A 21,633-nucleotide genomic window follows, 5' to 3' on the forward strand; every position below is an offset into this window, starting at 1 on the left:
TCCGAAGTGAAGGAAACGTTCGACCGATTGTACGATGAGTATCATACGGCGCTATTTCAATTTATCTTCTATATGGTACGAAATCGGGAATCGGCAGAAGATCTTGTACAAGAAGTTTATATCCGGGTATTAAACGCCTACGAGAGTTTCGAAGGCAAGAGTTCAGAGAAAACATGGTTGTATTCCATTGCCAGGCACGTGGCCATTGACTGGCTTAGAAAACAATCCAGACGCAACAAACGGTTCCTGTTCTTTGATATAAAAGAAAGTGAAAGTGTATTGCGTGATGGAGATCCCCTTCCAGAAGAATTAGTTGCAAAAAAAGAATCTTACCGAGATTTATATACAATGATGAAACGTTGTTCACTCGATCAGCAGCAAGTGCTTGTACTTCGGTACATTCAATCATTATCGATCTCAGAAACTGCGCAAATACTAAGTTGGACCGAAAGTAAGGTAAAGACCACCCAGCACCGGGCTATAAAAGAATTGCGCAAATGGCTGGATCAGCAACCGGGCCTGGAGGAGGAATTGAAAGATGGAACCAATTAAGTGGAATGATGAAAAAATTGAACAGCATCTTAAACATTTGCCCCCGATAAGAGACCGTCAATCCAAGCAGGAGCTTTTCTTAAAGGTTCAGGCAAATATTAATTATAAGGATAATAAGGGAAAGCGACTTCCTTCATGGAGTCTCCCGGCACTGGCAACAGCTTGTGCGCTGATCATATTTGGTGTTTTCGCTCCAGATCTTATAAAGAACGGGGTACAGATGCAGAACTCCAAGGTTGCTGAGAAATCCGATAAAATGGAAGAAAAATCGTTAGATGACTCTGCGGACAAAAACCAAAACTCTGTTGGAATCATGAAAGCTGGACCATCTGTTGCGTATCATGCTCCTTATTTAGATAAGGACCTGAAAGCTATGAAGAAAGACTGGGTGACTGTAGGCTATTTGGATGATCAAGCACAGCTTGTCATACCTGTCAGTTTCTTAACGGATCAAGATTATTACGTCAATAAAGTGAATAAAGAACTTAAAGCCTTCAACTCGAGCGATGTTGGCTTAATGAACAGTCCACTAGAAAAAGCCAAAATAACAGAAGAAGAAGAGACAGTAATCGTTGATCTGCCAGCTGGTGCCATTAAGGAAGCAGAAGAACCACTGCTTCAGGCGTTGATTACGATGACCTTTGCTAATGAAGGTCAGAAGGCGAAAGTAGAACTGCGTATGGATGGTGAAAAAGGATACGAATTCCCGCGCTTTGGAACCGTTTCGGAGTGGGACCTTAAAGTTCCAGGAGCTCCTCACTTTCGTTATGACGCTCCGTCCACAGATGCTTTTATCGTAAGTCTGTATGCAACGGGAGTAGACACGAAATCAATGCCAAAGGAGTTTGAGGATGCTCTTGAGATGATGGATGATGAACAAGAGCGTGGACTTAAACCGTTACTACCGAAAAACACGGTACTAGGTGTAAAAGTATTGAACAAGGATGATGTTGAGATTACCTTTCCTGATTCTATAAAATTATCTGCTGAGGATACGGAAGATCTGATGATGATCGATGCTATTCTTTTAACAGCTGAAAGCTACGGTTTTGAGTCTGTAAAGTTTAATAATACGAAACTTGATTCAATCGGCCCTTATAAGCTTAATGAAGAGATTGAAGGAGTGACTGGTACCAACTTCTATCAATGATGTAATAAAGAAGATGTCGAAAAAGGCTGCAATTTGCAGTCTTTTTTCTATGTAACAAAAGTAACTTTACATATACAATCATCGACTAATAGAGTGTAAGAGTTCATTAAAGGGAGGATGTTGAACATGAAACGCTTACTCGTCGCAGTAGTTTCATTAGGACTCGCAGCTTTGTTAAGTTTAAGCGGTGTATCTGCAGCAAAAGCATCTCCATCTTATGATCAAGAAGTGACAGAAACGGCAAAACTCTACAAAGGTGCTCCATTTAAATGGGGTGGCACAACACAAAAAGGGTTTGATGCATCAGGATTTACCACATATATATTCAAAACAACAGTAGTAAACAAAAATTTGCCAAGAACGTCTGCTGATCAATATAAAGGCGGCACACCCGTTTCAAAAGGAAAAGAAAAACTAGGTGATCTCGTATTCTTTAGGACAAATGGTAAAAGTGTTTCTTTTGTAGGCATCTATATGGGCAATAGAGAGTTTATTGCCGCTACCTCAAAAGGAGTACGCATCCAATCATTGGACACTAAATACTGGAAGAATTCGTATGTTGGTGCGAAAAGATATTTACCTTAAAAATAACGAGACTGTCCTAAATAGTTAGGGCAGTTTTTTAGTAAACCCGTTAAGCACAAAACCACATAGCGATTAAAAGAGAATGCAATAGGGTCATACTGTTAGTGATGAAAAAGAGGTGTGACAGATGACTATAATTAAGCTTGGTTTTGTAGCGATGAGCATGGAATTGAAGAATGCTTCCCCGTCCAAAACGATGACCTATAAACAATTCAGCCAGCTGCAGAATAGAGAAGCGGGTTTGAGAAAATTGGAGCGCATATCGCATGCCAATATAACCAATACGCTAAGAGTGTTGAAGCATGCTGTGGCCAATGATGTAAGGTTCTATCGAATGACCTCCAGAATCATTCCGCTAGCCAATCATAGTGAACTCTTAGATTGGGATTATATCAGTCCTTTACGTGATGCACTCCATGAGATGGGACAGTATGCCAAACAGCATAATATGAGGCTAGACTTTCATCCAGACCATTTTGTTCTGATTAATTCACCAAAAAAAGAAATTCTTAAAAACTCTCTGAAGACGCTACAGCTGCACTATAAATTACTCAAAAACATGGGGATTGATACAGAACATCGATGCGTGATGCATGTAGGTGGAAACTATAAAGAGACCGATGTTGCACTTGAGCGATTTGTGCAGAATTGGGGAAGCGTTCCATTGTCGATACAACGAATGATCATGCTTGAGAACGACGACACTTCTTTTACTATGGCAGATGCACTTTACCTTTGTGAAAAGCTGCAAATTCCTCTCGTGTTTGATTATCACCATCACCTTGCTTACCATCATGACGAGAACTGGACTCAACATTGGCCACGAGTAGTAGAGTCTTGGAAAACATCATCGTTACCACTGAAGATGCATATCTCCAGTCCAAAAAACGAAAAACAATTTAGGAATCATGCAGACTATGTGGATGTGAATATGTTTTTTGACTTTTTAAAAGAAGTGAAAGGTAGTGTGGAAGAAATCGACTGTATGATTGAATCAAAGAAAAAAGATTTGGCCCTTTTTCAGCTGATGAGGGAGATAAAAGAAAGAAACGATGTTGAAATCATAGATGGAGCATCGTTTCGGTTGAAGTAAAGCCTTTGCTATTGCAGAGGTTTTTTTTATTTTCCGGGAAATTTGTCGAAAAATTTGTAAACTTTATCGTTGACGAATGAAAAGAACTGTAACTATAATAAAAATACTTAGTAAACATAAATGTATAAAAAGTATAAAATATAAATACAGGAGGAACACGAAATGAAAAAAGTGATCATGATCACAGGAGCTTCAAAAGGTTTAGGTAAAGCGCTTTCTCTATATTTTGCCCGGGAAGGTTATAATTTGGCGATATGTGCTAGGAACGGAGATGCCCTTCACAATGTGAAGAAAGAGGCGAATATGCTTGGCGCAGAAGTTCTCGCGATAGAAGCGGATATTTCAAATTCAAAAGATGTAGAACGATTCGTAGCGCTCACGGAAGAGCATTTTGGGGCAATAGATGTTTTGATAAACAACGCATCCATCATCGGTCCTAGTCCAATTCCATATTTGATTGATTTTCCAGAACAAGACTTTGAAGAAGTTTTACGTGTCAATACGATCGGACCATTCCTAGTAACAAGAAGAGTGTTACCGACCATGCTTCAGAAACAAAAAGGAAGCATCATTAATATCACATCAGAAGCAGGTGCAACTGGTTATGCGGGATGGGGAGCTTATGGCATCTCAAAATTCGCACTTGAAGGACTAACTGAAACGTGGGCAGACGAAGTAAGTGAATCTGGTGTACGTGTGAACATGGTTGATCCAGGCGAGATGGATACAGAAATGCATGAACGTGCCGTACCAGATTGTGATTATGAGCTTGCAAAACCTGAGGATCTGACGGCAGTCTTTGGATACTTGGCATCAGATGCTTCCTCACTCATTACCGGAAAGCGATTTGAAGCACAGACGTTTCAGCTCGAGGGGAGTGAGTTCTAATGGAAACAGCGATGAAGTTTGAAGTGCCAGAGGAACTAAATGCAAAAGAACCACCAGAACGAAGAGGATTACGCAGAGATTATGTAAAAATGATGGTGCTCGATAAAGACACTGGAGTGACCAAACACACTCAGTTCTATCAACTAGATAAGTATTTGAAAAAGGGTGACTTGCTTGTACTTAACGCGAGCCGAACGGTTCCAGCAGTATTAAAGAGTCATAAAGAAGCAGATGGGACTGAGGTTGAAATTCGCCTTGCTCACAGGAAGAATGAATCGATATGGGAAGCACTTCCCGTTAGCGGAACTGTAAAAGAGGGTGATATCATCCGTTTTTCGCCTACATTAACAGCTACTATTATCAAACAGTCAGAAGATACACCTTTTGTATCATTAGCCTTTAATCTATGCTGCTCTTCGCTGTTTAACCAAATCTATGATCTAGGAGAACCTGTCAGGTACGAGTACATCCAGAAGCCTTGGAATTTGGATTACTACCAAACGGTTTTCGCAACCATTCCAGGTTCTGTAGAGATGCCCTCTGCGGGAAGGGCGTTCAGTTGGGAGCTTCTATTCCGACTTCAGAAAAAAGGCGTAAGGATTGCTTATATTACGCTTCATACGGGATTAAGCTATTTGCTGGATGATAAGTGGCACAAAGGACCGGATAAGAACTTTGAAAATTATCATGTATCGAAAGAAACGGCTGATCTTATTTCTGAAACGAAAAATAGTGGAGGTCGAGTCATCGCAGTGGGTACAACAGTTGTAAGGACGTTAGAAACAGTTGCCCAGCAAAATGGAAAGGTTCAGGAAGCTAGCGGATGGACGAATCTATATATTACGGAAAATACGAAACTGAGAGTATGTGACGGGCTGATTACTGGGATGCATGAACCGGAGGCGAGTCATCTGCAACTGCTATCAGCATTCTTAGACCGATCAAAGTTATATACAGCTTACAACGATGCGATTCAGAAGCGCTATCTCTGGCACGAGTTTGGCGATATGAATCTAATTCTAGGCGAATAAGATGCTGCATCATATCGGGCTGTATGTAGGTGATATGAAAACGTCTTGTGACTTCTATGAAAAGATTCTTCCTATTGAGAAAAAAGAAAGTTTCATGTGGAACGATACAGAGCTCATTTTTTTAGTAGGTAAAGGATATCAACTCGAATTAATGCCGATTCTAGAAGATCATGCTGGATTCAGTCATATCGCATTTAGCGTAATCTCTGTAACAGAGAAAATAAATGAACTATCTCAAAAGGAGATTTTTTTAGCAGAAGGCCCATATGACCTTCCGAACGGGTGGAGAACGGTTTTTTATGAAGGGCCAGATGGAGAAGAGATTGAATTTATACAGACGAGTCCTTCTAACTAATATAGATTGTAGAAAAAAATATGAAAAACTGATAAAAGGAGAAATTCAATGATTAAAGGACTATACGAAGCGCACTTGCCTGTAAGTAATCTTAAAAATTCTATTGAGTTTTATAAAAAACTAGATTTAGAAATCGCTTATCAGCAAGAAAATTTAGTATTTTTCTGGATTGAGAAGGGGAGAAGTTGGTTGGGATTATGGGAAACAGACAAGGCTAAAACACCTTATCACCCATCGTTAAAACACATCGCTTTTCAAATTGATAGAGATAATATGTTAAGCATTAAAGAATGGTTAGAAGAAAGAGATATAGAAGTCTCTACTAATTTTGGATTTCCGCCTGAAAAACAACCTTTAGTGTTACCTAATAATCCACAAGCTCACGCAGCCGTTTACTTCAAAGATCCTGATGGAAATAGCATTGAGTTAATAGCTCCGTTAAGACTAGATTTTGAAGAGGAATTTAATATGATGACATTAGATGAATGGAATAAAACAAAATAAAATTTGGTTTTTCTTACAAAGAAAGACCTAACCCTTTAACTATGAAAAGCTTTCATCAGGAACGGACCATCTGGAACTTCAAGTTCATTGTATGCTTTAAATAAACGCGTCTGGTCGTAAGGTACCGATTTATAATCAATACTAAGTTCCTGTTCATCCGTCTTATAGACAATTGCATAGCGTGCTTCAGCCACTTTATTACATCCTAGTGCACCTGGATTCACGATATGAGTTTGTTTTACTTTAAAGTCATGAAGGATATGATGATGACCAAATCCTATAAAATCATAGGTTAGTGAATCTTTGAAAAGTTCTTTCATTGTATTAGAATCTGGCACACTTATAATCGGCATAAAGGGATCTTCAGATATTGGAGATTCTTTTTTTCCTTGTTTAAAAGGGTAGTGTGTGATGAGAAAGTTGAGACTATCTTCCTCAAATGTCAGCTTTCGTGGAATTGTGCTCAATGTATAAGCATTAGTATCCGTTAGCTGGTCAGCGATCCATTGATGATGTTTCCTCGCATGACTGTGACTCTTAGGGTGTGGTAAACCATATTTTAGCGCCAAAATCGCTTCATCATGATTTCCCGTAACCATCATAATAGATGGCAGGTTACATAACCGCTCAAGCACCTCATTTGTAAAAGGACCGATTCCAATCATATCACCACCGCTAATAAAACGAGAGATTCCCATACGTGTAGCGTCATCAATAACAGCTTGTAGCGCATCCAAATTTCCATGAACATCTGTAAAATAAGCAAAAAGAGGTTTCAATATATTTCCACCTTCAACAAATTATCTTTTAAAATAAAACAAGACTTCTTTTTTGCAAAAGACTTAGGAGGTTAGGGAAATGTGAAAGAAGTTAGATTTTATTTTTGAATTACTCTTATTACTAATCTCCCTATCAGGTATGTTGTACTTTATCTACATAGATGAGTGGAAAAGTATTTATTTCTTAACATTACTAATCGTAGCTGTTGGTTCTGCTTTGAGGTTATTAAAAATATTTAAAACGTAGATAAATAGGATACGTATGAAAGAAAAAATATTGCCCTCACCAATTTTTTATACTAGTTTAACCTGCTTCTTGCAAAAAGCACTTTATTAATAGTTTGTTGCTTTTAATTCCTTGTCACCTTTGCTATTGATTGGAGTGGAAGGTGTGAGACTCCTACGGGACAGGCGGACAGCTGAGACACTTAAGAGTGGAGCGTACGAATGTGGCTCAGCGTCTGCCCCGTGGAAAGCGAGCAACCTGGAACGGAAATCAACCCTTCCAAAAGCAACAAAGTTTACGAAAACAGCCTTGCAAAAGACTTAGGGGGTTAAGGAAATGAATGTGAAGCTTGGCTTTATTTTAGACTGTATTGTTATTTTAGCTGCTTTGTTAAGCGTTTTTTACTTAATCTTCATAGGTGAATGGAATAGCATTTATTTTATTTCATCCTTAATTATAGGACTAAGCTCTATAATCAGAATATCAAAAGAAGTAATAGACGGGTTTAAATAAATCATTATAGATACAAAAAAACATAGCCCCTGACGAGGGGCTATAATTATTTTAAAAATCGCAGCAAATCACCATAGATGATTCGATCTGACTGATCGAGCTCTTCTTTTGCTTGCTCGATATATGGCTTACACTTTTCCTCTTCTACAGGTGCTCCGAACGGTTTTACATAACACGTTTCATTGGTATAAATATAATCCTCTGTTACGAAAGAACCGTTACGCAGAACGGTTAATTCATGATGTTCTTTTGAGAAAAGGTCCGTACCAAAATGAACGTCATCCTTTGATTCAATCCCAAGCAAGTGCAATAGAGTAGGTTTTAAATCGATCTGTCCACCGACCGTATCAAGCTGCTTGCCTTTTTTTCCAGGAACGTGAATGAATAAGGGTACTTGCTGCAGCTCTACTTGATTGTAGGCAGTTAGTGTGGCTTTACTCAACACATCTGCCATCGCTTCTTGATGCCGTTCGGATATCCCGTAATGGTCCCCATATACAACTACAACGGAATTCTCATATAAGCCGGAGCTCTTCAATTCTTCAAAAAATTGCCGTAATGCTTCATCTGCATAGCGAACGGTTGTAAAATAGCGACTAACCGTACCGTCTTCTACAGGGTAGGGTTCGATCCACTGTTCTTTTTCATTGATCAAATAAGGATGATGGTTGGTCAAGGTAATAAACCGAGCGTAAAACGGCTGGGGCAGCTTCTTTAAATATGGCATGGACTGCTCAAAGAAAGGTATATCTTTGAGTCCATAGTTAATCGAGTTCTCTTCTGTTACATTATAATATTCTTCACTATAAAACTTATCATAGCCCATCGTTTTATAGATGACGTCACGGTTCCAAAAGCTTTTATTATTACCGTGAAAAACTGCTGAATAATAGCCGTTTGATTTTAAAATTTCGGGCATAGCGTTGTATTCATTCAATGGATGTGTTTGAAAAACAGCACCTCTTGGCAGTGGATATAGGGAATTATCGATCAAAAACTCTGAATCGGATGTCTTTCCCTGACCTGTTTGATGATAGAAGTTATTAAAATAATAGCTAGATTTGGCAAGTTCGTTTAAAAAAGGTGTTACTTCCTCACCATTGATCTCGTAATTCAGTACAAAATTTTGAGTAGATTCGAGGGATACCATGATTAGGTTTTCCCCTTTTGCGATTCCATAGAGCTCAGGGTTGTTAACGGTATCTTTTTTTATATTCTTGAGAATTTCTTCTGCATCCATATTGCTAGCCAGTGCTTTTTGCATAGAAGACTTTGACTGAAGCATGATGTCGTACAGATGATAATTGAACGTTCCTAAGCTTTTCACAAGAATTTCTCTATCAAATGTACGGGTTAAAAGCTGAGGTCGGTTTATTTCTGCAAGGATTAAATGAACAGATAAAATAGCAACACCATATAAAAATAATTTTCTTCGGTCTACCGGTTTTAATCGATGATCTGATTTCCATCTCGTCTGCTTTAATAGATAAGCTAACAGAAACAGATCAACAAAAAAGAAAATGTCTGTGAGATAGATCAGTTCATATACACTGTTTCCGATATCTCCAACATTCTTTGTTTGAAACAATACAGGAATCGTAAGGAAGTCCGTAAAGAATCGATAATAGACGACGTTGGCATATAAAATAAAGCTATAAATGAAGGAGAGCCATAGAATGATTCGTCTTCTTTTAGCAGGTGGAGCCAGGTTGGCTAAACAAAAATAGAGTACGAGAAAACTTAATGGGTTTAAAAATAATAAAATTTCTTGCAGGAAATGATCGATAGGCAGCGTAAATGAAACTTTATAAACAATATATGTTTTCAACCAAAGCAAAGAAATAGCCAGGAAGATTGCTGCATGTTTTGTTTTAGCATTCATAGGTAAAACCCTCCTGTAGTGAAACGGAAATCTTTACCATTGTAGGCTATTTCGCTAAAGATTAAAAGTGATAGAGGACCTTTTTTTAAGTAGAGAGGAAAATAGGAGAAATCATGACAACATCACTAGGTTTTCATCATATCGAAATAAATGTGAGAAGTTTGGAGGTAACGAAAGGCTTTTATGATTGGCTGCTGCCAGAGTTGGGCTTTTCTCTTTTTCAGAAATGGGAAAATGGTTTCAGCTATAAGACAGAATCTTCATATCTTGTTTTTGTGCAGACAGAAGAACGGTATAAGGACATCTCGTTTCACCGAAAACGTTCGGGACTAAATCACCTAGCCTTTTGGGCTAAATCACGTGCGCAAATAGAGCGCCTTCGTGTACAATTGAAGAAGAAAAATATTTCCTTTTTGTATGAGGACAAGTTTCCTTTCGCAGGAGGAGAAAATCATTATGCTTTATTCTTTGAAGATCCAGATCGATTAAAAATTGAAATCGTTGCGCCGAGGTGAATGAAGATATGATAGAACAAGAAAAAGAAACAAAGCAAAAAAATGAATGGATAAGCTGGCTAAAGGCGATCGGCTTCGCTTTAGTTTTTGTATTTATCACGAAAGCCTATTTCTTTGCTCCATATATGGTAGAAGGTGCTTCCATGTCACCTACTCTTCACGATCAAGAAAAGTTATATGTGAATAAAATCGTTTATGCTTTTTCCGAGCCAGAAAAAGGCGATATCGTCATTATTAAAGGTGACGATAAACGATATGTAAAACGAGTGATAGGGTTAGAAGGGGACGTTATTCAAATGAAGAGTGACGACCTGTATGTGAACAATAAAAAGGTGAAAGAATCTTATCTGCAAGAAAACAAATCCGAAGCGAAAAGCTTAGGTGTATATCTAACAGAAGACTTCGGACCACTAAAAGTTCCAAAAGGGAAAGTTTTCGTAATGGGCGACAACCGTTTAAATAGTATGGATTCACGAAACGGACTAGGGTTGATCGAAACGAAAGCAATTGAAGGTCGTTCAGAAGTTGTCATCTATCCATTTTCAGAAATGCGTGCAACCCAATAACAAAAGTGCAGCCCCGCTGCGCTTTTTATTTTTTAAAAGGAGTATGTGAGATGAACCGATGCAAGTGGAGTGAAGAAAGCGAGATGCTGCAGCAGTATCATGATAACGAATGGGGTCAGTATGTGGAAGAAGACAATGCGTTGTTCGAGTGTTTAACACTAGAACTGTTCCAATCAGGTTTAAGCTGGAAGACCATTCTACACAAAAGAGAGAACTTTAGAAGTGCTTTTGCACAGTTTGAGATAGAAAAAGTCATGCAGTTTGGCGAAAAAGAGATTGAAGTTTTACTAGAGGATGCTGGAATCGTCAGGCATAGAAAAAAGATTGAAGCGACGATTGAAAACGCAAAGAGAGTACACGAACTTGTAAAGAAGTTTGGTAGCTTTGAAGCGTTTCTAAAACAACTGCCACCGGAAACAGAGGAAAAACAAAAAGTGTTGAGAAAGACATTCAAGCACGTGGGTTTAACAACAGCTGAGAGTTTTTTAGAAGCTACTGGTCGAATACCTGCTTCACATAGTGAGGTCTGCTTCATGGCATCCAAATAGAGTCATTTCCTATTTATCCTGCATAAGCTAAAGCGGGAGGTATGACGATGCCTTATGAGATCTATATTTCAACAACAAGAAAAAGACTAGCCCTCGTAAAAGATGGGAAAGTAATTAAACGCTATCCGATCGGCGTAGGGAAAATGCTAACCCCTACACCAACCGGCACCTATACCATAATCAATAAAGCACCAAATCCAGGCGGACCGTTCGGAGTCATGTGGATGGGACTCTCTCGTCCACACTACGGCATACATGGCACAGATACACCATCATCTATCGGCAAATATGTATCCAAAGGATGTGTGCGGATGCAAAATAATCACGTTTTAGAATTGTCGCAGATTGTACCTATTGGGACGAAGGTGCTTATTAGGGCATGAAAAAAAGCTCTCAAGAAGAGAGCTTTTTATGTTGGATTAGGACCGTTATCAATCATACGAATCATTTTATAGCTTCCTGCTGCAATATTTTTAGCTGGCATGGTAGGATTAGGGCCGTTGTCAATTACATAACTGTGCTTAGTAGGATTAGGACCGTTATCGATTGTATAAGAAACTCCACCAATAGCCACTACACTAAGAGCAAGAGCGAAGGAAAGTGTTAAACCTAATTTTTTCATTTTTCTCCAACCTTTCTTATATTATGTTTTTAAGAGCATTATTTGCCCTTTGATAATACTGACTTGATCTTTTATATAATGACTGATCAAAATAGATGTCAGCCAGCATTTCTGAATATTCCGCTACATACTCCCAAATATGAAGCTTTTCAAAGTAAGGAATTACTTCTTTATATAGCATTTCTACTAAATCGTTCATACGATCTTCAATTCTATGTTTAAGAGTCATTATATGATAGTAAACATCATCAATAACAGTTATGTCTAATACCTCTAAACACTTATCTAACCATATTTTAGCATTTTTTATATCATTTGTAAGGTAATATTCTTTTGCAATGGTCAACATTGTACTCTTTGTCTCATTATTCGGTACTTTCATCTTTGCATCAAGGCTTTTAAAGTAATATTCTAAAGCTTTGCTATGATTCTTTTGATTCGAAGCAACATAACCTAAGTTATGATAGATGACACCATTAGTAAAATCATCATTAAAAGTGGTTGAGTATTTTAATGCTTGTTTTAAGTGAAATTCTGCCTGCTCATAATTCCCTACTCTTCGATTACTTAAGCCTAATAGTATTTGGCAATCAGCAGAACGACTATAATTATATTCTTTATCAAATATATTAATAGCTCTATAAGCATATTGACTTACTGAGGTAACTCTACATAAATAATTGTATGTTAGCGCAAGGTGGTAAAACAAAACTGCACCTTCACTTTGGGTAATTCCTGTTGTTTTGGTATTATATAAACTTTCTGCCTCTTTAAGTAAATCTAAAGCCTTTTTATATTCTCTTTTAATATTATAGTACATTGATAGAAAGTTAAGATAATAGAACTTCAAGTCGGGAGTCATCTCGTTAAAAAAGCTTTCCGCTCTTTTTAATTGTTTGTATGAACCTTCTAAGTCAGGATTTACATGATGGACCATGTAGAATCTAGATAGAAATAGCTCATATCGAAGTATTAAAGTAGGCTCAATTACACTTTTCATTTTAGGTTGAACAGTTTCATGAAGAAAAATTTCAGCTTTATCAAAGTTCCTGTCAACCATTTGAGAATGCCATTCATTTAACATTTCTAAAATTTGGTTATCATCAATGTCCTCAGGCGAAATACCTAGACGTTCGCAAAGCAGGTTAATGACTTCTTCGCTTGATTTGGCGTCCCCTTTCTCAATCTTACTCAAGTATGAGACAGAACAAATTCCCTGTGCCAGCTCTTCCTGGGTTAGGCCTTTGGTTTTTCTATAATATCTTATTCGTTGACCGACCATAAAATCCCCCTTTCAGAACTTGGGAAAATTGTCATGCAGAACCCCCACTAAACAAGTATCTATCCTACTATTTTTCCCAATACAGAATAAATGGATTGTTTGATAAGATAAATATAACAGAAAATACAAAGTTTTTGCTAGAAATTGATAATTTTGAAAAGAACGTTTTACATAAATCCTATGTCAGCACCGAGCCGGCGTCAAATTTGAAGGGAGAGAGTACTATGGCTAAAATGTATCAATTATCATCACGAACTGCAGAGAAGAATCAATCGCTGTATGTCTCACGTGATCCTGAAGTGGCCGGAAGTATAGTAAGAAATGAGGAAGGCGGTTTTGCCTACTCCGAAGTATTCATGGACAAACAGAAGAATTACTGGTTCTCCAAGAAAATGGACGATCAGTCAAGAGATCACAAGCTCTTCATCTTTGACCATAAAAATGGCTGCTTAAAATCTCAGGTGATTAAGGGACAACCCAACTTTTATGAATTTGAATCCAGTGTTGTAGTCGCTTGTGAGGGTGATGGTTCAAAAGGCTCAGTCTTAATTTTTTCAAAAGATGGTCCAGAACTCATAAAAGAGTGGAAAGTGAATGGTTTCCTATGGGAAGTAGAGATGAACCAAGATGTTCTCTATATTTCTTCTTATATCGTCGAAGAGGATCAAGCGGTACTCTACATCATCCGTAACGGTAAGAAAAAGCGTGTGAATCTGGGAAGCAACATGGCACCTACTGATATTTTATGTCATGAAGATCTTGTGTACGTATCAGGTGCGCCGGTTCTTAACGGTGACCCGAAGAAAATCATGGTGTTGAATGATAAAGATAAAGTGGTTACAGAATACAAGCTATCCATCTCTCCTCGTGCTCTCTATCAAGTAGACGATCAACTGCTCGTCTATGAGCTAGATCTTGCAACGGGAAAGAGCGAACGAATCGTATACATTGATATGAAGACTGGCGAACAAAAAGAGCATGAGATTCCTCATTCGAAGATCGTAGAATGTACGGATGACTCTCTGTCATTATTAGAACAAAACAGCAAGACGCTCTATACGTGGGATCATTGCAAATGCAGAATTGTAAATACTCAAAAAGTAGCCGATCAAACTCAAGTCATCTAATCTAAAAATATAAAGTCATATAATTGTAGAAAAGTCCTGTGTTTATCACGCAGGACTTTTTTTGCATGTCCAGAAAGTAAGCTGTAAAGGGGGAAGGTTTATCATGGCGATGAAGTGGGAAGGTGCTAGTTGTATTTGTGTGAACGAGGGAAGGCTATTGATGGTTTTACAAGGAACAGCCGCTGAGGAGAAGAAGTGGAGTATTCCTTCTGGAGGAAGAGAAGGAAACGAGAGTCTTGAGGAATGTGGCATTCGAGAAGTATGGGAAGAAACGGGCTATACCGTAAAAGTTATTAAAAAACTACATATTAAAGAAGGAATTACACAGAACATACATTTTAAGGTTCACTATTATCTCACGAAATTAATAAGTGGTTCTTCTGTCATTCAAGATCCGGATGGTTTAATTCACGACATAAGGTGGGTATCCTTGAAAGAGTTAGGGACGCTAACATTATCCTTTCCAGAAGATCGAGAGCTTTTACAAAGCTATTTATTATAATAAGAAAAAAATCTAGGGTTTGCTGCTATTTTTATAAGGGAACTCTAATTGAGGAGGAAGGCAGTGAAACCGATATTCGCTGAAAAAGAAGATCTGAACCGTTTGTTGAAATGGTGTAGTGACGCTCCAGAATATCAGAAGAAACTCTCTTCATATCTAGAAGATCGCGATGATACAACCGTTGTAGTTGTAGAAGAAGAAAACGTAATTGTGGCAGTCGCCTTATTAAAGGTACAGGAAACAGAAAAGAAGGGGTACATTTGGATGTACGCCAAGAATAAAGATATTCAGAATCACCCAGAGATCATGCAATTTTCATTAAGATGGTTAAGAAAACAAGGTGCAAAAGAATATACCGTTATTTAAAACGATCATTATATAAAGGGTGGATAATTCTATGGAAGAAACAAGTGTCTATGGTTGGACATGGCATCGTCATGAGTGTCACGAAGAAACAATTCATGACTTGATCGCCGATACGAAAGGCTGCAAAAATTGGCTAAGCAATATTAAAGAGGAAAAAGTTAACTATCTAAGGATTGAAAGAGACAGGGACGGCGATCAAGTTGTTCGCGGATCATTAACCTATAAACAAGATCCCGAGAATCAATCTGATTTTAAGGTATTCCATTTTTATATCCGACCGAAGTCTTTAATCACGGTTGGATTAGATTTATCACTTATTCAAGGTGACTATCGTAGAGCCTGTGACCACCTGATCTTAGAAGAAAAGACGCCAGTTGAAGGCTTTCTAATTTTATTGGGTGAGTTAATTAATTATTTCTTAGATGGTATCGATGCATTAGAAATAAAGCTTAAAGAGCTTCAACGGGATGTGCAAAGAAACAATCATACAAATTTATTAAACAGCATCTATGATCGACGAATCGAGCTCATCAACTGGAGTGATTTGACTCTACCTGTTCATGAAACACAGATGGCCATTAAGGAAGCGTTCCTTGATGATATTACGGAAACGAAAGCCTATAAGCGAATTGAAACAAGAATTGATCGAACAACCTCCCTACTTTCCCATTACAGGCAAGATATCGATACATTGTTAAATCTTGAAGAGGTTCTTTCTTCTCATCGTGGTAATGAAATCATGAAAACATTAACCGTGTTTACCGTTATCTTCACACCGGCAATGGGTCTCGGGGCAATCTGGGGAATGAACTTTAAGAACATGCCAGAACTTGATTGGAAGTTGGGTTATCTTTATGCCATGCTCTTAATCATATTCTCTACGTTAGGCGTTTATATTTGGTTAAGAATGAAGGGATGGACAGGAGATTTATTACGAGGAAAGAAAAGTAGAAAACATTTTGACTAAATAAACTACAAAAATGAACGATATATATAAAGGAAACAGGCGGATTTTGTCGAACGGTATCAATTGATGAAACGCCTGTTTTTTTATGGCGAATATTACTAGATTTCATTTTGATTTCAACCATAAAAGAATGAAAATAAACAACGAAGAGATATGAAGATTAAATGACTAACGGGAGCGGAAAAAAATGAAAAAACTTAGCCTTATTCTTGTTTTTTCACTAGTTATGCTTGTGAACACACAGTTTGTTCAAGCGACGGGGGAGAACACACCAGAAATCAAAAGCGAAAGCGCTGTAATGATTGATGCGAAAACAGGGGATATTTTATACCAAAAAAATAGCTCAGAACAAATGTATCCAGCTAGTATTACAAAGATCGTTACAGGGATTCTGGCTATAGAATCAGGCAAGTTGGACGATACTGTTGTCGTTAGCAGTGACGCTGTTAGAGCTGAGGGGACACGTGTCTATCTAATGGAAGACGAGCAAGTACCTTTAAAGAAGCTTGTACAAGGTCTTCTGATCAACTCAGGTAATGATGCAGCTGTTGCGATTGCAGAATATATGGCAGGGGATGTCGATTCTTTCGCTGATCAAATGAACGCGTTTGCGAAAAAAGTAGGAGCTGACAACACTCACTTTGTGAACCCGAACGGACTATTTGATGAAGAACATTATACAACAGCTGAAGATATGGCGAAAATCACTCAATACGCGATGCAGAATGAAGAATTTCGTGAGATCGTATCAACAAAAGAATTGCCTTGGGTAGGAGAAGGCTGGGAAACAACGTTACGCAACCACCATCAGCTTTTGTGGGATTATCCGGGTACGATAGGTGTAAAGAATGGATATGTGGATGAGTCCAAGCACACTTTAGTTACGGCTGTTTCCCGAGATAATCTTGATGTGATTATCGTAACAATGAAAGCTCCTACGAGTCGAGCAGCGTATTGGGATACGATGGCACTAGGGGACTATGGTTTTGCAAACTTTGAAAGACAAACATTATCTGCTGGTATGAAGATTGAAGCGTTAAACGGAAAAACATACCCATTAAAAGAAGACCTGACTGTTACTTTGCCAAAAGGAGAAGAACCGGTTCAGGAAGTGAGCTCTGATGGAGAGCTTCAACTAAAGGATGCTAGCGGAAATAAGTTACTCACTCATACCCTATTCAAAGAGAAAGAAAAGGAAAAAGAAGCTTCTGTTACAGTCGATAATGATTCAGCTGAGAAAGATGCAACTATCATGCAATCTGTTGTGAAGACTGGCATCTTCTTATATAGTGGATTACTTCTGTTGCTCGCATTTCTCGTAATTTTAAGAATGAGAAGTCAAAGACAAAAACATAAAAGAATGCGGCACGTTGCTCGTAGTTATGTGAAATAAAACCGTCTGTTTTGGCGGTTTTTTTTTGTTTGGCTAAAAATGGATTGGGTGCCAAGATGCTTTATTTGTCGGGAATCTATAGGATAAAAAGTCTTCATAGTATATAATTGCATTAAATTACAAAATTCGACAATTGGAGTTTCATCTATGATACGTAATATTAAGCTAGCTCAGTTATTTATTATTGGGAGTGCCTTCGTTCAGGCTCTTCATCATTTTTTTATAGAACCGATAGAAAATTTCTACCCCTTTTTATTTTTGTTTTTAATCGGGTTTCTTCCCGCTTGGGTAGTCAATCGTGTCCAAGAAGAATATACAAAATTAGCTTTTGTTTTGTGCAGTGTCTATATCGTTTCCATATCGTACTACTTCATTACATATCCAATCGTACAGGCAGCTTATTTCTTTTTGCCTGTAACCGCTCTTCTTTTAAATGATAAGAGGCTTTACTATGTTTCAAGTGTAGGTGGATTAGCATCCTATCTCTTTTTATCAAACGAACCCCTTAAACACTATTTAGCGTTCGTCTCCATCTATGTGACTTTCGGATCCTTATTGTTCATGGCTCAACGAATTGTCTATCAATCCGTTGCAGAAAAAGAAGCGATTCAACAAGGTGTGAAAGCATTCAGTTTAGCGGTCGAAGCGAAAGATGTTTATACGCAGGGACATTCGAAAAGGGTCGCACTTTATGCCATGATTCTTGCTAAACATGGTCAATTCAAAAATGTACAACCGGAAGAGCTTGAGTTGACAGCACTAATTCATGATATTGGAAAGATCTCAACACCAGATGCTGTTCTGTTAAAAAACGGAAGATTAACAGAAGCAGAGTATGAAATTATGAAAATGCATCCTGTTGAGGGAATGAAGTTAGCTAAGTCCTTTGGATATTCAGACCGTGTATTAACAGGAATTCTTCATCATCATGAAAGGTACGATGGTTTAGGCTATCCACATCGTTTAAAAGGAAAAGATATACCGATCTATTCTCGAATTTTAGCGGTTGCCGACTCTTTTGACGCGATGACGAGTAACCGTGCCTATCGTCAGGGGATGACACCATGGGAAGCTAAGAAGGAGATAGAGAATCAAGCAGGTAAAATGTACGATCCATTTATCGTAGAAGTATTTATACGCGCTTATTACGACATGCTTTTAATCTGTGAAGACTCCTCAGAGAATATATTGATGAGTAACTCTGCACATCAAGAGATTGCTTCTGGATTAAACGAAGGAAAAAATGACTGAGACGCAGAAGAGTATACAGGTAATCAATATACATAGCAGGGGGAAAGAAGATATGAATGCGACAGCTTCCTTGACAGAGACGATGCTTGAAGAATTATATGTTGTGGTTCGAACGACCAATGGATTATTAAAAAAGGCAGACCCTTCTGTTTACAATTATCGTCCGGTTGAAAACATGCGTTCTTTTTTAGAGCTAGCTAATCATTTGGTCCAGATCCCTCATATCGACTTAGCGATCTTACAGGAGAAATCAGAACAAGAAATTCGTCAGCTCGAAAAGAAGTTATCTGCAGAAAATGTAACAGAATTAACTCATGTGTTAGAAGAAGGCTATCATTTAATTAAATCCTATTTTTTATCTCTTTCCGAGGAAGATTTTTTAAAGAAAGAAACGAAGGCGTTTTATGCTGAGAAAGGTGCTACGCAAGCAAAATGGCTAGTAGAAATCGTGACGCATAGCTATCATCACCGTGGACAGCTGTTTACTTATCTCAAACAGACGAACCATGATGTGAATATGTTTGATCTCTACTAAGAGGAAAGGATGGAGCTCTTCTAAAAGGGAGTTCTATCTTTTTTTTCTGTGGTAAAAGCTTACTGAATCAACCTTTTGATGGATAAAGTGCTTTTCTTTCTACAAAATATTTTCACTTAAATTCGACTTCTACAGCTTTTTCCTGTAACATGGGTGGTTACATTTAAAAGATGCTGTTAGCCAGATTAGCTAGCAGGAAAAATAGAGTCTATATTGAATCTTTTATGAGATAAACATTTTGTCGTTTAAATACATCCAAGAGGTGATGTTTCATGTATACCGTTTTTTCAACGTTCGATGTTCCAAATGAAAAAGCAGATGAAGTAATAAATATATATAAGAACCGTTCAAGATCAGTAGATCACGCGGAAGGTTTTGTTGACTTTCTATTACTCCAGAACGATAAGCGTGCAGGTGAGCTGACTGTTCAACTCATTTTCACTTCAAAAGACGCTTATCTAAAGTGGGTAAGAAGTGAAGAGTTTAAGAAAATTCATGATCTAGAAAAGAAATATCCTGATCAAGAATTAGCAGCTGTCATACCCACAGTAAAGCAGTATAAGGTGGTTGCTAAATGACGGAATTTAACATAAATGTTATGGTAGAAAGAGTAACAGAAAAAATTTACCAAAAAGATCCTTCTCTTGTCGAAAGATATGGTGATAAGGGTAGAGCGAAGTGTATAGAAGATAACCATCATCACTTTAAGCAATTAGAGACGGCATATGAACTCGATAATAGCACGTTCTTTATCGATTATGCGATCTGGTTAGATGGTATCTTACAAAAGTTTGGAATGAGTACCCAGCTACTAATGGATAACTTTGATTTTATAATAGAAGTTTTATTAGAAGAACAGGAAAAGCAAAGATTAGAAAATACCCGTGTCGGTATTTATATTCAATACTTGAAACAAGCGAACGATGTTCTACGTAGTAAAGTGGAATCACACTAGATAAAGGAGAGGTCCCATCCATGGCTATTTCAGAAGCTGAAAAGTTGGCGCGTCTGTTCTTAGAAGGAAATCATGCTGAGGCATTACGTTTCATCAAACAGCAGCCAGACCAAAATCGAATGGTTTTGTTTCGAGACCTGTTTACTCCTGCAATGTATATGATAGGAGACCTATGGGAGAATAATGAGATTTCCGTCGCTGATGAACATCTAGCAACAGGAGTTTGTGACTTTGTTCTTTCTAGGCTGTTTCAAGTATCAGCAGATGAATCAACACATAAAAAGAAAGCTATGTTTTTATGTCTGCAGGGAGAACAGCATTATCTCGGAATTAAGATGATCAATAGTCTTTTTGATGAAAAAGGCTGGGAAACAAAATATTATGGAGCGAGTCTTCCGTTAGAATATGCTTTAAAATCAGCGCTGCAATGGAAGCCTGAGGTCATCGGGTTATCCGTCTCTATCGTTTATAATCTGCCGGTTCTAAAAAATTATGTGCGTGCACTTGCAGCACTGCCAAATAAACCTGATATCTTAGTAGGCGGAAGACTAACTGAAAAATACGATTTAGAACCGTATGTGAATAAACAAGGAATCATTATAAAAAATCTCAAACAGGTAGAAAAATGGCTGGATGAATATACCGAAGAGAGGATTAACGCCTACAAATGAGCAGTGTCCTACCCGTACCATACGTAAAGATAGATAAAGATGGAATGATTCTGAATAGATCCTTAAAAGCTATTGATTTGTTGGGCATGCAGGCTGAAACGATTCGGGACTGTTTTGATGAAGAGAGCCGTAACAAGCTCATGAAGTTTATGATGCCTTTTGAGGGAGAAAAGACGTTTGAAGCGAACATAAAGGCAAGAAACCAGCCGTTTCTGCTATGTGATATCTCTATTTGTTGGGAGGGAGACGTCGCTCATATCGTCTTTATTCCTATTGGAAAACACGTTCAAGGACTTGAAGATAAGCTTTTAGAGCTTAGACTACGACTATCCTCTACAGATTTTGAACTGTTTGAGAAGAAGGAAGCTTTAGAAGATGCGATGAAACGGCTTGATGAATTGTCAGGACCGTTCATACCGATCTCTGAAAAAATGGCGTTTGTTCCGTTATTTGGTGATGTGAACGAGAGCAAGATGATCACCGTTACAGGGAATGCATTAAAAGCCGCTTACGAAGGTCAATTTGAAGAAATTTTCTTTGACCTCTCTGCTACAGGAGAAATTGATGAAGGTGGCGTTCAAAAGTTAAGCGAACTGTTCCGCATGCTCCAATATATGAACGGAAAACCAGTGAAAATTATTGGCGTAAAGCCGAAGCACGCGAGGCAGCTGACTGCACTAGACGTGGATTGGCCCGTCTATTTTGAAACATCATTAAAAGATGTATTGATCGATCATCTTCAAATAGGAAAAGCACCTCAAGCGTGATGAGGTGC

General features: G+C 38.1%; 26 protein-coding genes and 1 pseudogene. 23 read left to right on the forward strand and 4 right to left on the reverse strand.

Going from position 1 to position 21,633, the window contains the following annotated elements:
- Nucleotides 1-6 precede the first annotated feature (6 nt).
- The 8 genes from ABE65_RS01035 to ABE65_RS01070 all read left to right on the forward strand — a co-directional run bounded on the left by ABE65_RS01035 (nt 7) and on the right by ABE65_RS01070 (nt 6,158).
- Nucleotides 7-552, forward strand: a complete 546-nt coding sequence (locus tag ABE65_RS01035) for an RNA polymerase sigma factor SigX (protein ID WP_066390760.1) — start codon at nt 7-9, stop codon at nt 550-552.
- On the forward strand, nt 539-1,702 hold the full coding sequence (locus ABE65_RS01040; RefSeq protein WP_066390761.1) for a GerMN domain-containing protein: 1,164 nt from the start codon (nt 539-541) through the stop codon (nt 1,700-1,702). Before ABE65_RS01035 ends, ABE65_RS01040 begins: the two co-directional genes overlap by 14 nt.
- 126 nt (nt 1,703-1,828) lie before the next feature.
- Nucleotides 1,829-2,287 carry a C40 family peptidase gene (locus ABE65_RS01045; protein ID WP_066390762.1) on the forward strand — a complete coding sequence of 153 codons (459 nt, stop codon included), beginning with the start codon at nt 1,829-1,831 and terminating at the stop codon, nt 2,285-2,287.
- 127 nt (nt 2,288-2,414) lie between these two features.
- Complete coding sequence (gene uvsE / locus ABE65_RS01050) at nt 2,415-3,380, forward strand: UV DNA damage repair endonuclease UvsE (protein WP_066390764.1); 966 nt, start codon at nt 2,415-2,417, stop codon at nt 3,378-3,380.
- Nucleotides 3,381-3,542: 162 nt separating this feature from the next.
- The gene (locus ABE65_RS01055; protein ID WP_066390766.1) at nt 3,543-4,268 is read left to right on the forward strand and encodes an SDR family NAD(P)-dependent oxidoreductase; all 726 of its coding nucleotides are present in this window, start codon (nt 3,543-3,545) and stop codon (nt 4,266-4,268) included.
- A complete protein-coding gene (locus tag ABE65_RS01060; protein WP_066390767.1) occupies nt 4,268-5,299 on the forward strand; it encodes an S-adenosylmethionine:tRNA ribosyltransferase-isomerase in 1,032 nt (343 codons plus the stop codon). Before ABE65_RS01055 ends, ABE65_RS01060 begins: the two co-directional genes overlap by 1 nt.
- Nucleotide 5,300: 1 nt before the next feature.
- Nucleotides 5,301-5,654, forward strand: a complete 354-nt coding sequence (locus tag ABE65_RS01065; protein ID WP_066390768.1) for a VOC family protein — start codon at nt 5,301-5,303, stop codon at nt 5,652-5,654.
- A gap of 48 nt (nt 5,655-5,702) precedes the next feature.
- Nucleotides 5,703-6,158, forward strand: coding sequence for a VOC family protein (locus ABE65_RS01070; protein ID WP_066390769.1), 456 nt, complete (start codon nt 5,703-5,705; stop codon nt 6,156-6,158).
- Nucleotides 6,159-6,193: 35 nt separating this feature from the next.
- On the opposite strand, the gene ABE65_RS01075 is transcribed toward ABE65_RS01070, so the two are convergent.
- Complete coding sequence (locus ABE65_RS01075) at nt 6,194-6,937, reverse strand: metallophosphoesterase family protein (protein WP_066390771.1); 744 nt, start codon at nt 6,935-6,937, stop codon at nt 6,194-6,196.
- 785 nt (nt 6,938-7,722) lie between these two features.
- Nucleotides 7,723-9,558 (reverse strand): LTA synthase family protein, encoded by a 1,836-nt coding sequence (locus ABE65_RS01080; protein WP_066390772.1) that lies wholly within the window; start codon nt 9,556-9,558, stop codon nt 7,723-7,725.
- Between the two features lie 113 nt (nt 9,559-9,671).
- Between ABE65_RS01080 and ABE65_RS01085 the strand changes: the two genes are divergently transcribed.
- The 4 genes and pseudogenes from ABE65_RS01085 to ABE65_RS01100 form a co-directional block, all read left to right on the forward strand.
- Complete coding sequence (locus ABE65_RS01085) at nt 9,672-10,073, forward strand: VOC family protein (RefSeq protein WP_066390773.1); 402 nt, start codon at nt 9,672-9,674, stop codon at nt 10,071-10,073.
- An 8-nt stretch (nt 10,074-10,081) separates the two neighbouring features.
- Nucleotides 10,082-10,639 carry a signal peptidase I gene (gene lepB, locus ABE65_RS01090; RefSeq protein WP_066390774.1) on the forward strand — a complete coding sequence of 186 codons (558 nt, stop codon included), beginning with the start codon at nt 10,082-10,084 and terminating at the stop codon, nt 10,637-10,639.
- Nucleotides 10,640-10,689: 50 nt separating this feature from the next.
- A complete protein-coding gene (locus tag ABE65_RS01095) occupies nt 10,690-11,187 on the forward strand; it encodes a DNA-3-methyladenine glycosylase I (protein WP_066390775.1) in 498 nt (165 codons plus the stop codon).
- Between the two features lie 44 nt (nt 11,188-11,231).
- Nucleotides 11,232-11,570: pseudogene (locus ABE65_RS01100) on the forward strand (L,D-transpeptidase); the annotation flags it as partial.
- Nucleotides 11,571-11,596: 26 nt separating this feature from the next.
- Here ABE65_RS01100 and ABE65_RS01105 read toward each other — a convergent pair.
- Together ABE65_RS01105 and ABE65_RS01110 are read right to left on the reverse strand one after the other, a co-directional pair.
- On the reverse strand, nt 11,597-11,809 hold the full coding sequence (locus ABE65_RS01105; RefSeq protein ID WP_066390778.1) for a hypothetical protein: 213 nt from the start codon (nt 11,807-11,809) through the stop codon (nt 11,597-11,599).
- A gap of 16 nt (nt 11,810-11,825) precedes the next feature.
- Complete coding sequence (locus ABE65_RS01110) at nt 11,826-13,091, reverse strand: helix-turn-helix domain-containing protein (RefSeq protein ID WP_066390779.1); 1,266 nt, start codon at nt 13,089-13,091, stop codon at nt 11,826-11,828.
- A gap of 224 nt (nt 13,092-13,315) precedes the next feature.
- On the opposite strand from ABE65_RS01110, the gene ABE65_RS01115 reads away from it, so the two are divergent.
- The 11 genes from ABE65_RS01115 (at nt 13,316) to ABE65_RS01165 (ending at nt 21,625) form a co-directional block, all read left to right on the forward strand.
- The gene (locus tag ABE65_RS01115; RefSeq protein WP_066390780.1) at nt 13,316-14,218 is read left to right on the forward strand and encodes a hypothetical protein; all 903 of its coding nucleotides are present in this window, start codon (nt 13,316-13,318) and stop codon (nt 14,216-14,218) included.
- Between the two features lie 103 nt (nt 14,219-14,321).
- On the forward strand, nt 14,322-14,720 hold the full coding sequence (locus tag ABE65_RS01120; protein ID WP_231887837.1) for an NUDIX hydrolase: 399 nt from the start codon (nt 14,322-14,324) through the stop codon (nt 14,718-14,720).
- A 63-nt stretch (nt 14,721-14,783) separates the two neighbouring features.
- Nucleotides 14,784-15,086: a GNAT family N-acetyltransferase gene (locus ABE65_RS01125; protein ID WP_066390781.1), complete on the forward strand. Its 303-nt coding sequence runs from the start codon at nt 14,784-14,786 to the stop codon at nt 15,084-15,086.
- Between the two features lie 31 nt (nt 15,087-15,117).
- Nucleotides 15,118-16,053 carry a magnesium transporter CorA family protein gene (locus ABE65_RS01130; RefSeq protein ID WP_066390782.1) on the forward strand — a complete coding sequence of 312 codons (936 nt, stop codon included), beginning with the start codon at nt 15,118-15,120 and terminating at the stop codon, nt 16,051-16,053.
- Between the two features lie 187 nt (nt 16,054-16,240).
- Nucleotides 16,241-17,446, forward strand: a complete 1,206-nt coding sequence (locus ABE65_RS01135; protein ID WP_066390783.1) for a D-alanyl-D-alanine carboxypeptidase family protein — start codon at nt 16,241-16,243, stop codon at nt 17,444-17,446.
- A gap of 147 nt (nt 17,447-17,593) precedes the next feature.
- The gene (locus ABE65_RS01140) at nt 17,594-18,697 is read left to right on the forward strand and encodes an HD-GYP domain-containing protein (RefSeq protein ID WP_066390784.1); all 1,104 of its coding nucleotides are present in this window, start codon (nt 17,594-17,596) and stop codon (nt 18,695-18,697) included.
- 52 nt (nt 18,698-18,749) lie between these two features.
- Nucleotides 18,750-19,232, forward strand: coding sequence for a DinB family protein (locus ABE65_RS01145; RefSeq protein ID WP_066390786.1), 483 nt, complete (start codon nt 18,750-18,752; stop codon nt 19,230-19,232).
- Between the two features lie 272 nt (nt 19,233-19,504).
- On the forward strand, nt 19,505-19,810 hold the full coding sequence (locus tag ABE65_RS01150) for an antibiotic biosynthesis monooxygenase family protein (protein WP_066390788.1): 306 nt from the start codon (nt 19,505-19,507) through the stop codon (nt 19,808-19,810).
- Nucleotides 19,807-20,187: a hypothetical protein gene (locus ABE65_RS01155; RefSeq protein WP_066390789.1), complete on the forward strand. Its 381-nt coding sequence runs from the start codon at nt 19,807-19,809 to the stop codon at nt 20,185-20,187. Before ABE65_RS01150 ends, ABE65_RS01155 begins: the two co-directional genes overlap by 4 nt.
- Before the next feature lie 20 nt (nt 20,188-20,207).
- The gene (locus tag ABE65_RS01160; RefSeq protein WP_066390791.1) at nt 20,208-20,858 is read left to right on the forward strand and encodes a cobalamin B12-binding domain-containing protein; all 651 of its coding nucleotides are present in this window, start codon (nt 20,208-20,210) and stop codon (nt 20,856-20,858) included.
- Entirely contained in the window at nt 20,855-21,625 is a 771-nt protein-coding gene (locus ABE65_RS01165; RefSeq protein WP_066390792.1) for an STAS domain-containing protein, read from the forward strand. The genes ABE65_RS01160 and ABE65_RS01165 overlap by 4 nt, the downstream gene beginning before the upstream one ends.
- Nucleotides 21,626-21,633 lie beyond the last annotated feature (8 nt).

This window comes from Fictibacillus phosphorivorans (genome assembly GCF_001629705.1).
Classification (GTDB): domain Bacteria; phylum Bacillota; class Bacilli; order Bacillales; family Fictibacillaceae; genus Fictibacillus; species Fictibacillus phosphorivorans_A.

Coding starts and splice junctions, on each gene's coding strand:
- ABE65_RS01120 (WP_231887837.1), top strand. CDS start 14,322: ATGGCGATGAAGTGGGAAGGTGCTAGTTGTATTTGTGTGAACGAGGGA.
- ABE65_RS01070 (WP_066390769.1), top strand. CDS start 5,703: ATGATTAAAGGACTATACGAAGCGCACTTGCCTGTAAGTAATCTTAAA.
- ABE65_RS01095 (WP_066390775.1), top strand. CDS start 10,690: ATGAACCGATGCAAGTGGAGTGAAGAAAGCGAGATGCTGCAGCAGTAT.
- ABE65_RS01105 (WP_066390778.1), bottom strand. CDS start 11,809: ATGAAAAAATTAGGTTTAACACTTTCCTTCGCTCTTGCTCTTAGTGTA.
- ABE65_RS01155 (WP_066390789.1), top strand. CDS start 19,807: ATGACGGAATTTAACATAAATGTTATGGTAGAAAGAGTAACAGAAAAA.
- ABE65_RS01140 (WP_066390784.1), top strand. CDS start 17,594: ATGATACGTAATATTAAGCTAGCTCAGTTATTTATTATTGGGAGTGCC.
- ABE65_RS01040 (WP_066390761.1), top strand. CDS start 539: ATGGAACCAATTAAGTGGAATGATGAAAAAATTGAACAGCATCTTAAA.
- ABE65_RS01115 (WP_066390780.1), top strand. CDS start 13,316: ATGGCTAAAATGTATCAATTATCATCACGAACTGCAGAGAAGAATCAA.
- ABE65_RS01085 (WP_066390773.1), top strand. CDS start 9,672: ATGACAACATCACTAGGTTTTCATCATATCGAAATAAATGTGAGAAGT.
- ABE65_RS01055 (WP_066390766.1), top strand. CDS start 3,543: ATGAAAAAAGTGATCATGATCACAGGAGCTTCAAAAGGTTTAGGTAAA.
- ABE65_RS01045 (WP_066390762.1), top strand. CDS start 1,829: ATGAAACGCTTACTCGTCGCAGTAGTTTCATTAGGACTCGCAGCTTTG.
- ABE65_RS01065 (WP_066390768.1), top strand. CDS start 5,301: ATGCTGCATCATATCGGGCTGTATGTAGGTGATATGAAAACGTCTTGT.
- ABE65_RS01165 (WP_066390792.1), top strand. CDS start 20,855: ATGAGCAGTGTCCTACCCGTACCATACGTAAAGATAGATAAAGATGGA.
- ABE65_RS01160 (WP_066390791.1), top strand. CDS start 20,208: ATGGCTATTTCAGAAGCTGAAAAGTTGGCGCGTCTGTTCTTAGAAGGA.
- ABE65_RS01110 (WP_066390779.1), bottom strand. CDS start 13,091: ATGGTCGGTCAACGAATAAGATATTATAGAAAAACCAAAGGCCTAACC.
- ABE65_RS01135 (WP_066390783.1), top strand. CDS start 16,241: ATGAAAAAACTTAGCCTTATTCTTGTTTTTTCACTAGTTATGCTTGTG.
- ABE65_RS01080 (WP_066390772.1), bottom strand. CDS start 9,558: ATGAATGCTAAAACAAAACATGCAGCAATCTTCCTGGCTATTTCTTTG.
- uvsE (WP_066390764.1), top strand. CDS start 2,415: ATGACTATAATTAAGCTTGGTTTTGTAGCGATGAGCATGGAATTGAAG.
- ABE65_RS01130 (WP_066390782.1), top strand. CDS start 15,118: ATGGAAGAAACAAGTGTCTATGGTTGGACATGGCATCGTCATGAGTGT.
- ABE65_RS01060 (WP_066390767.1), top strand. CDS start 4,268: ATGGAAACAGCGATGAAGTTTGAAGTGCCAGAGGAACTAAATGCAAAA.
- ABE65_RS01145 (WP_066390786.1), top strand. CDS start 18,750: ATGAATGCGACAGCTTCCTTGACAGAGACGATGCTTGAAGAATTATAT.
- ABE65_RS01150 (WP_066390788.1), top strand. CDS start 19,505: ATGTATACCGTTTTTTCAACGTTCGATGTTCCAAATGAAAAAGCAGAT.
- lepB (WP_066390774.1), top strand. CDS start 10,082: ATGATAGAACAAGAAAAAGAAACAAAGCAAAAAAATGAATGGATAAGC.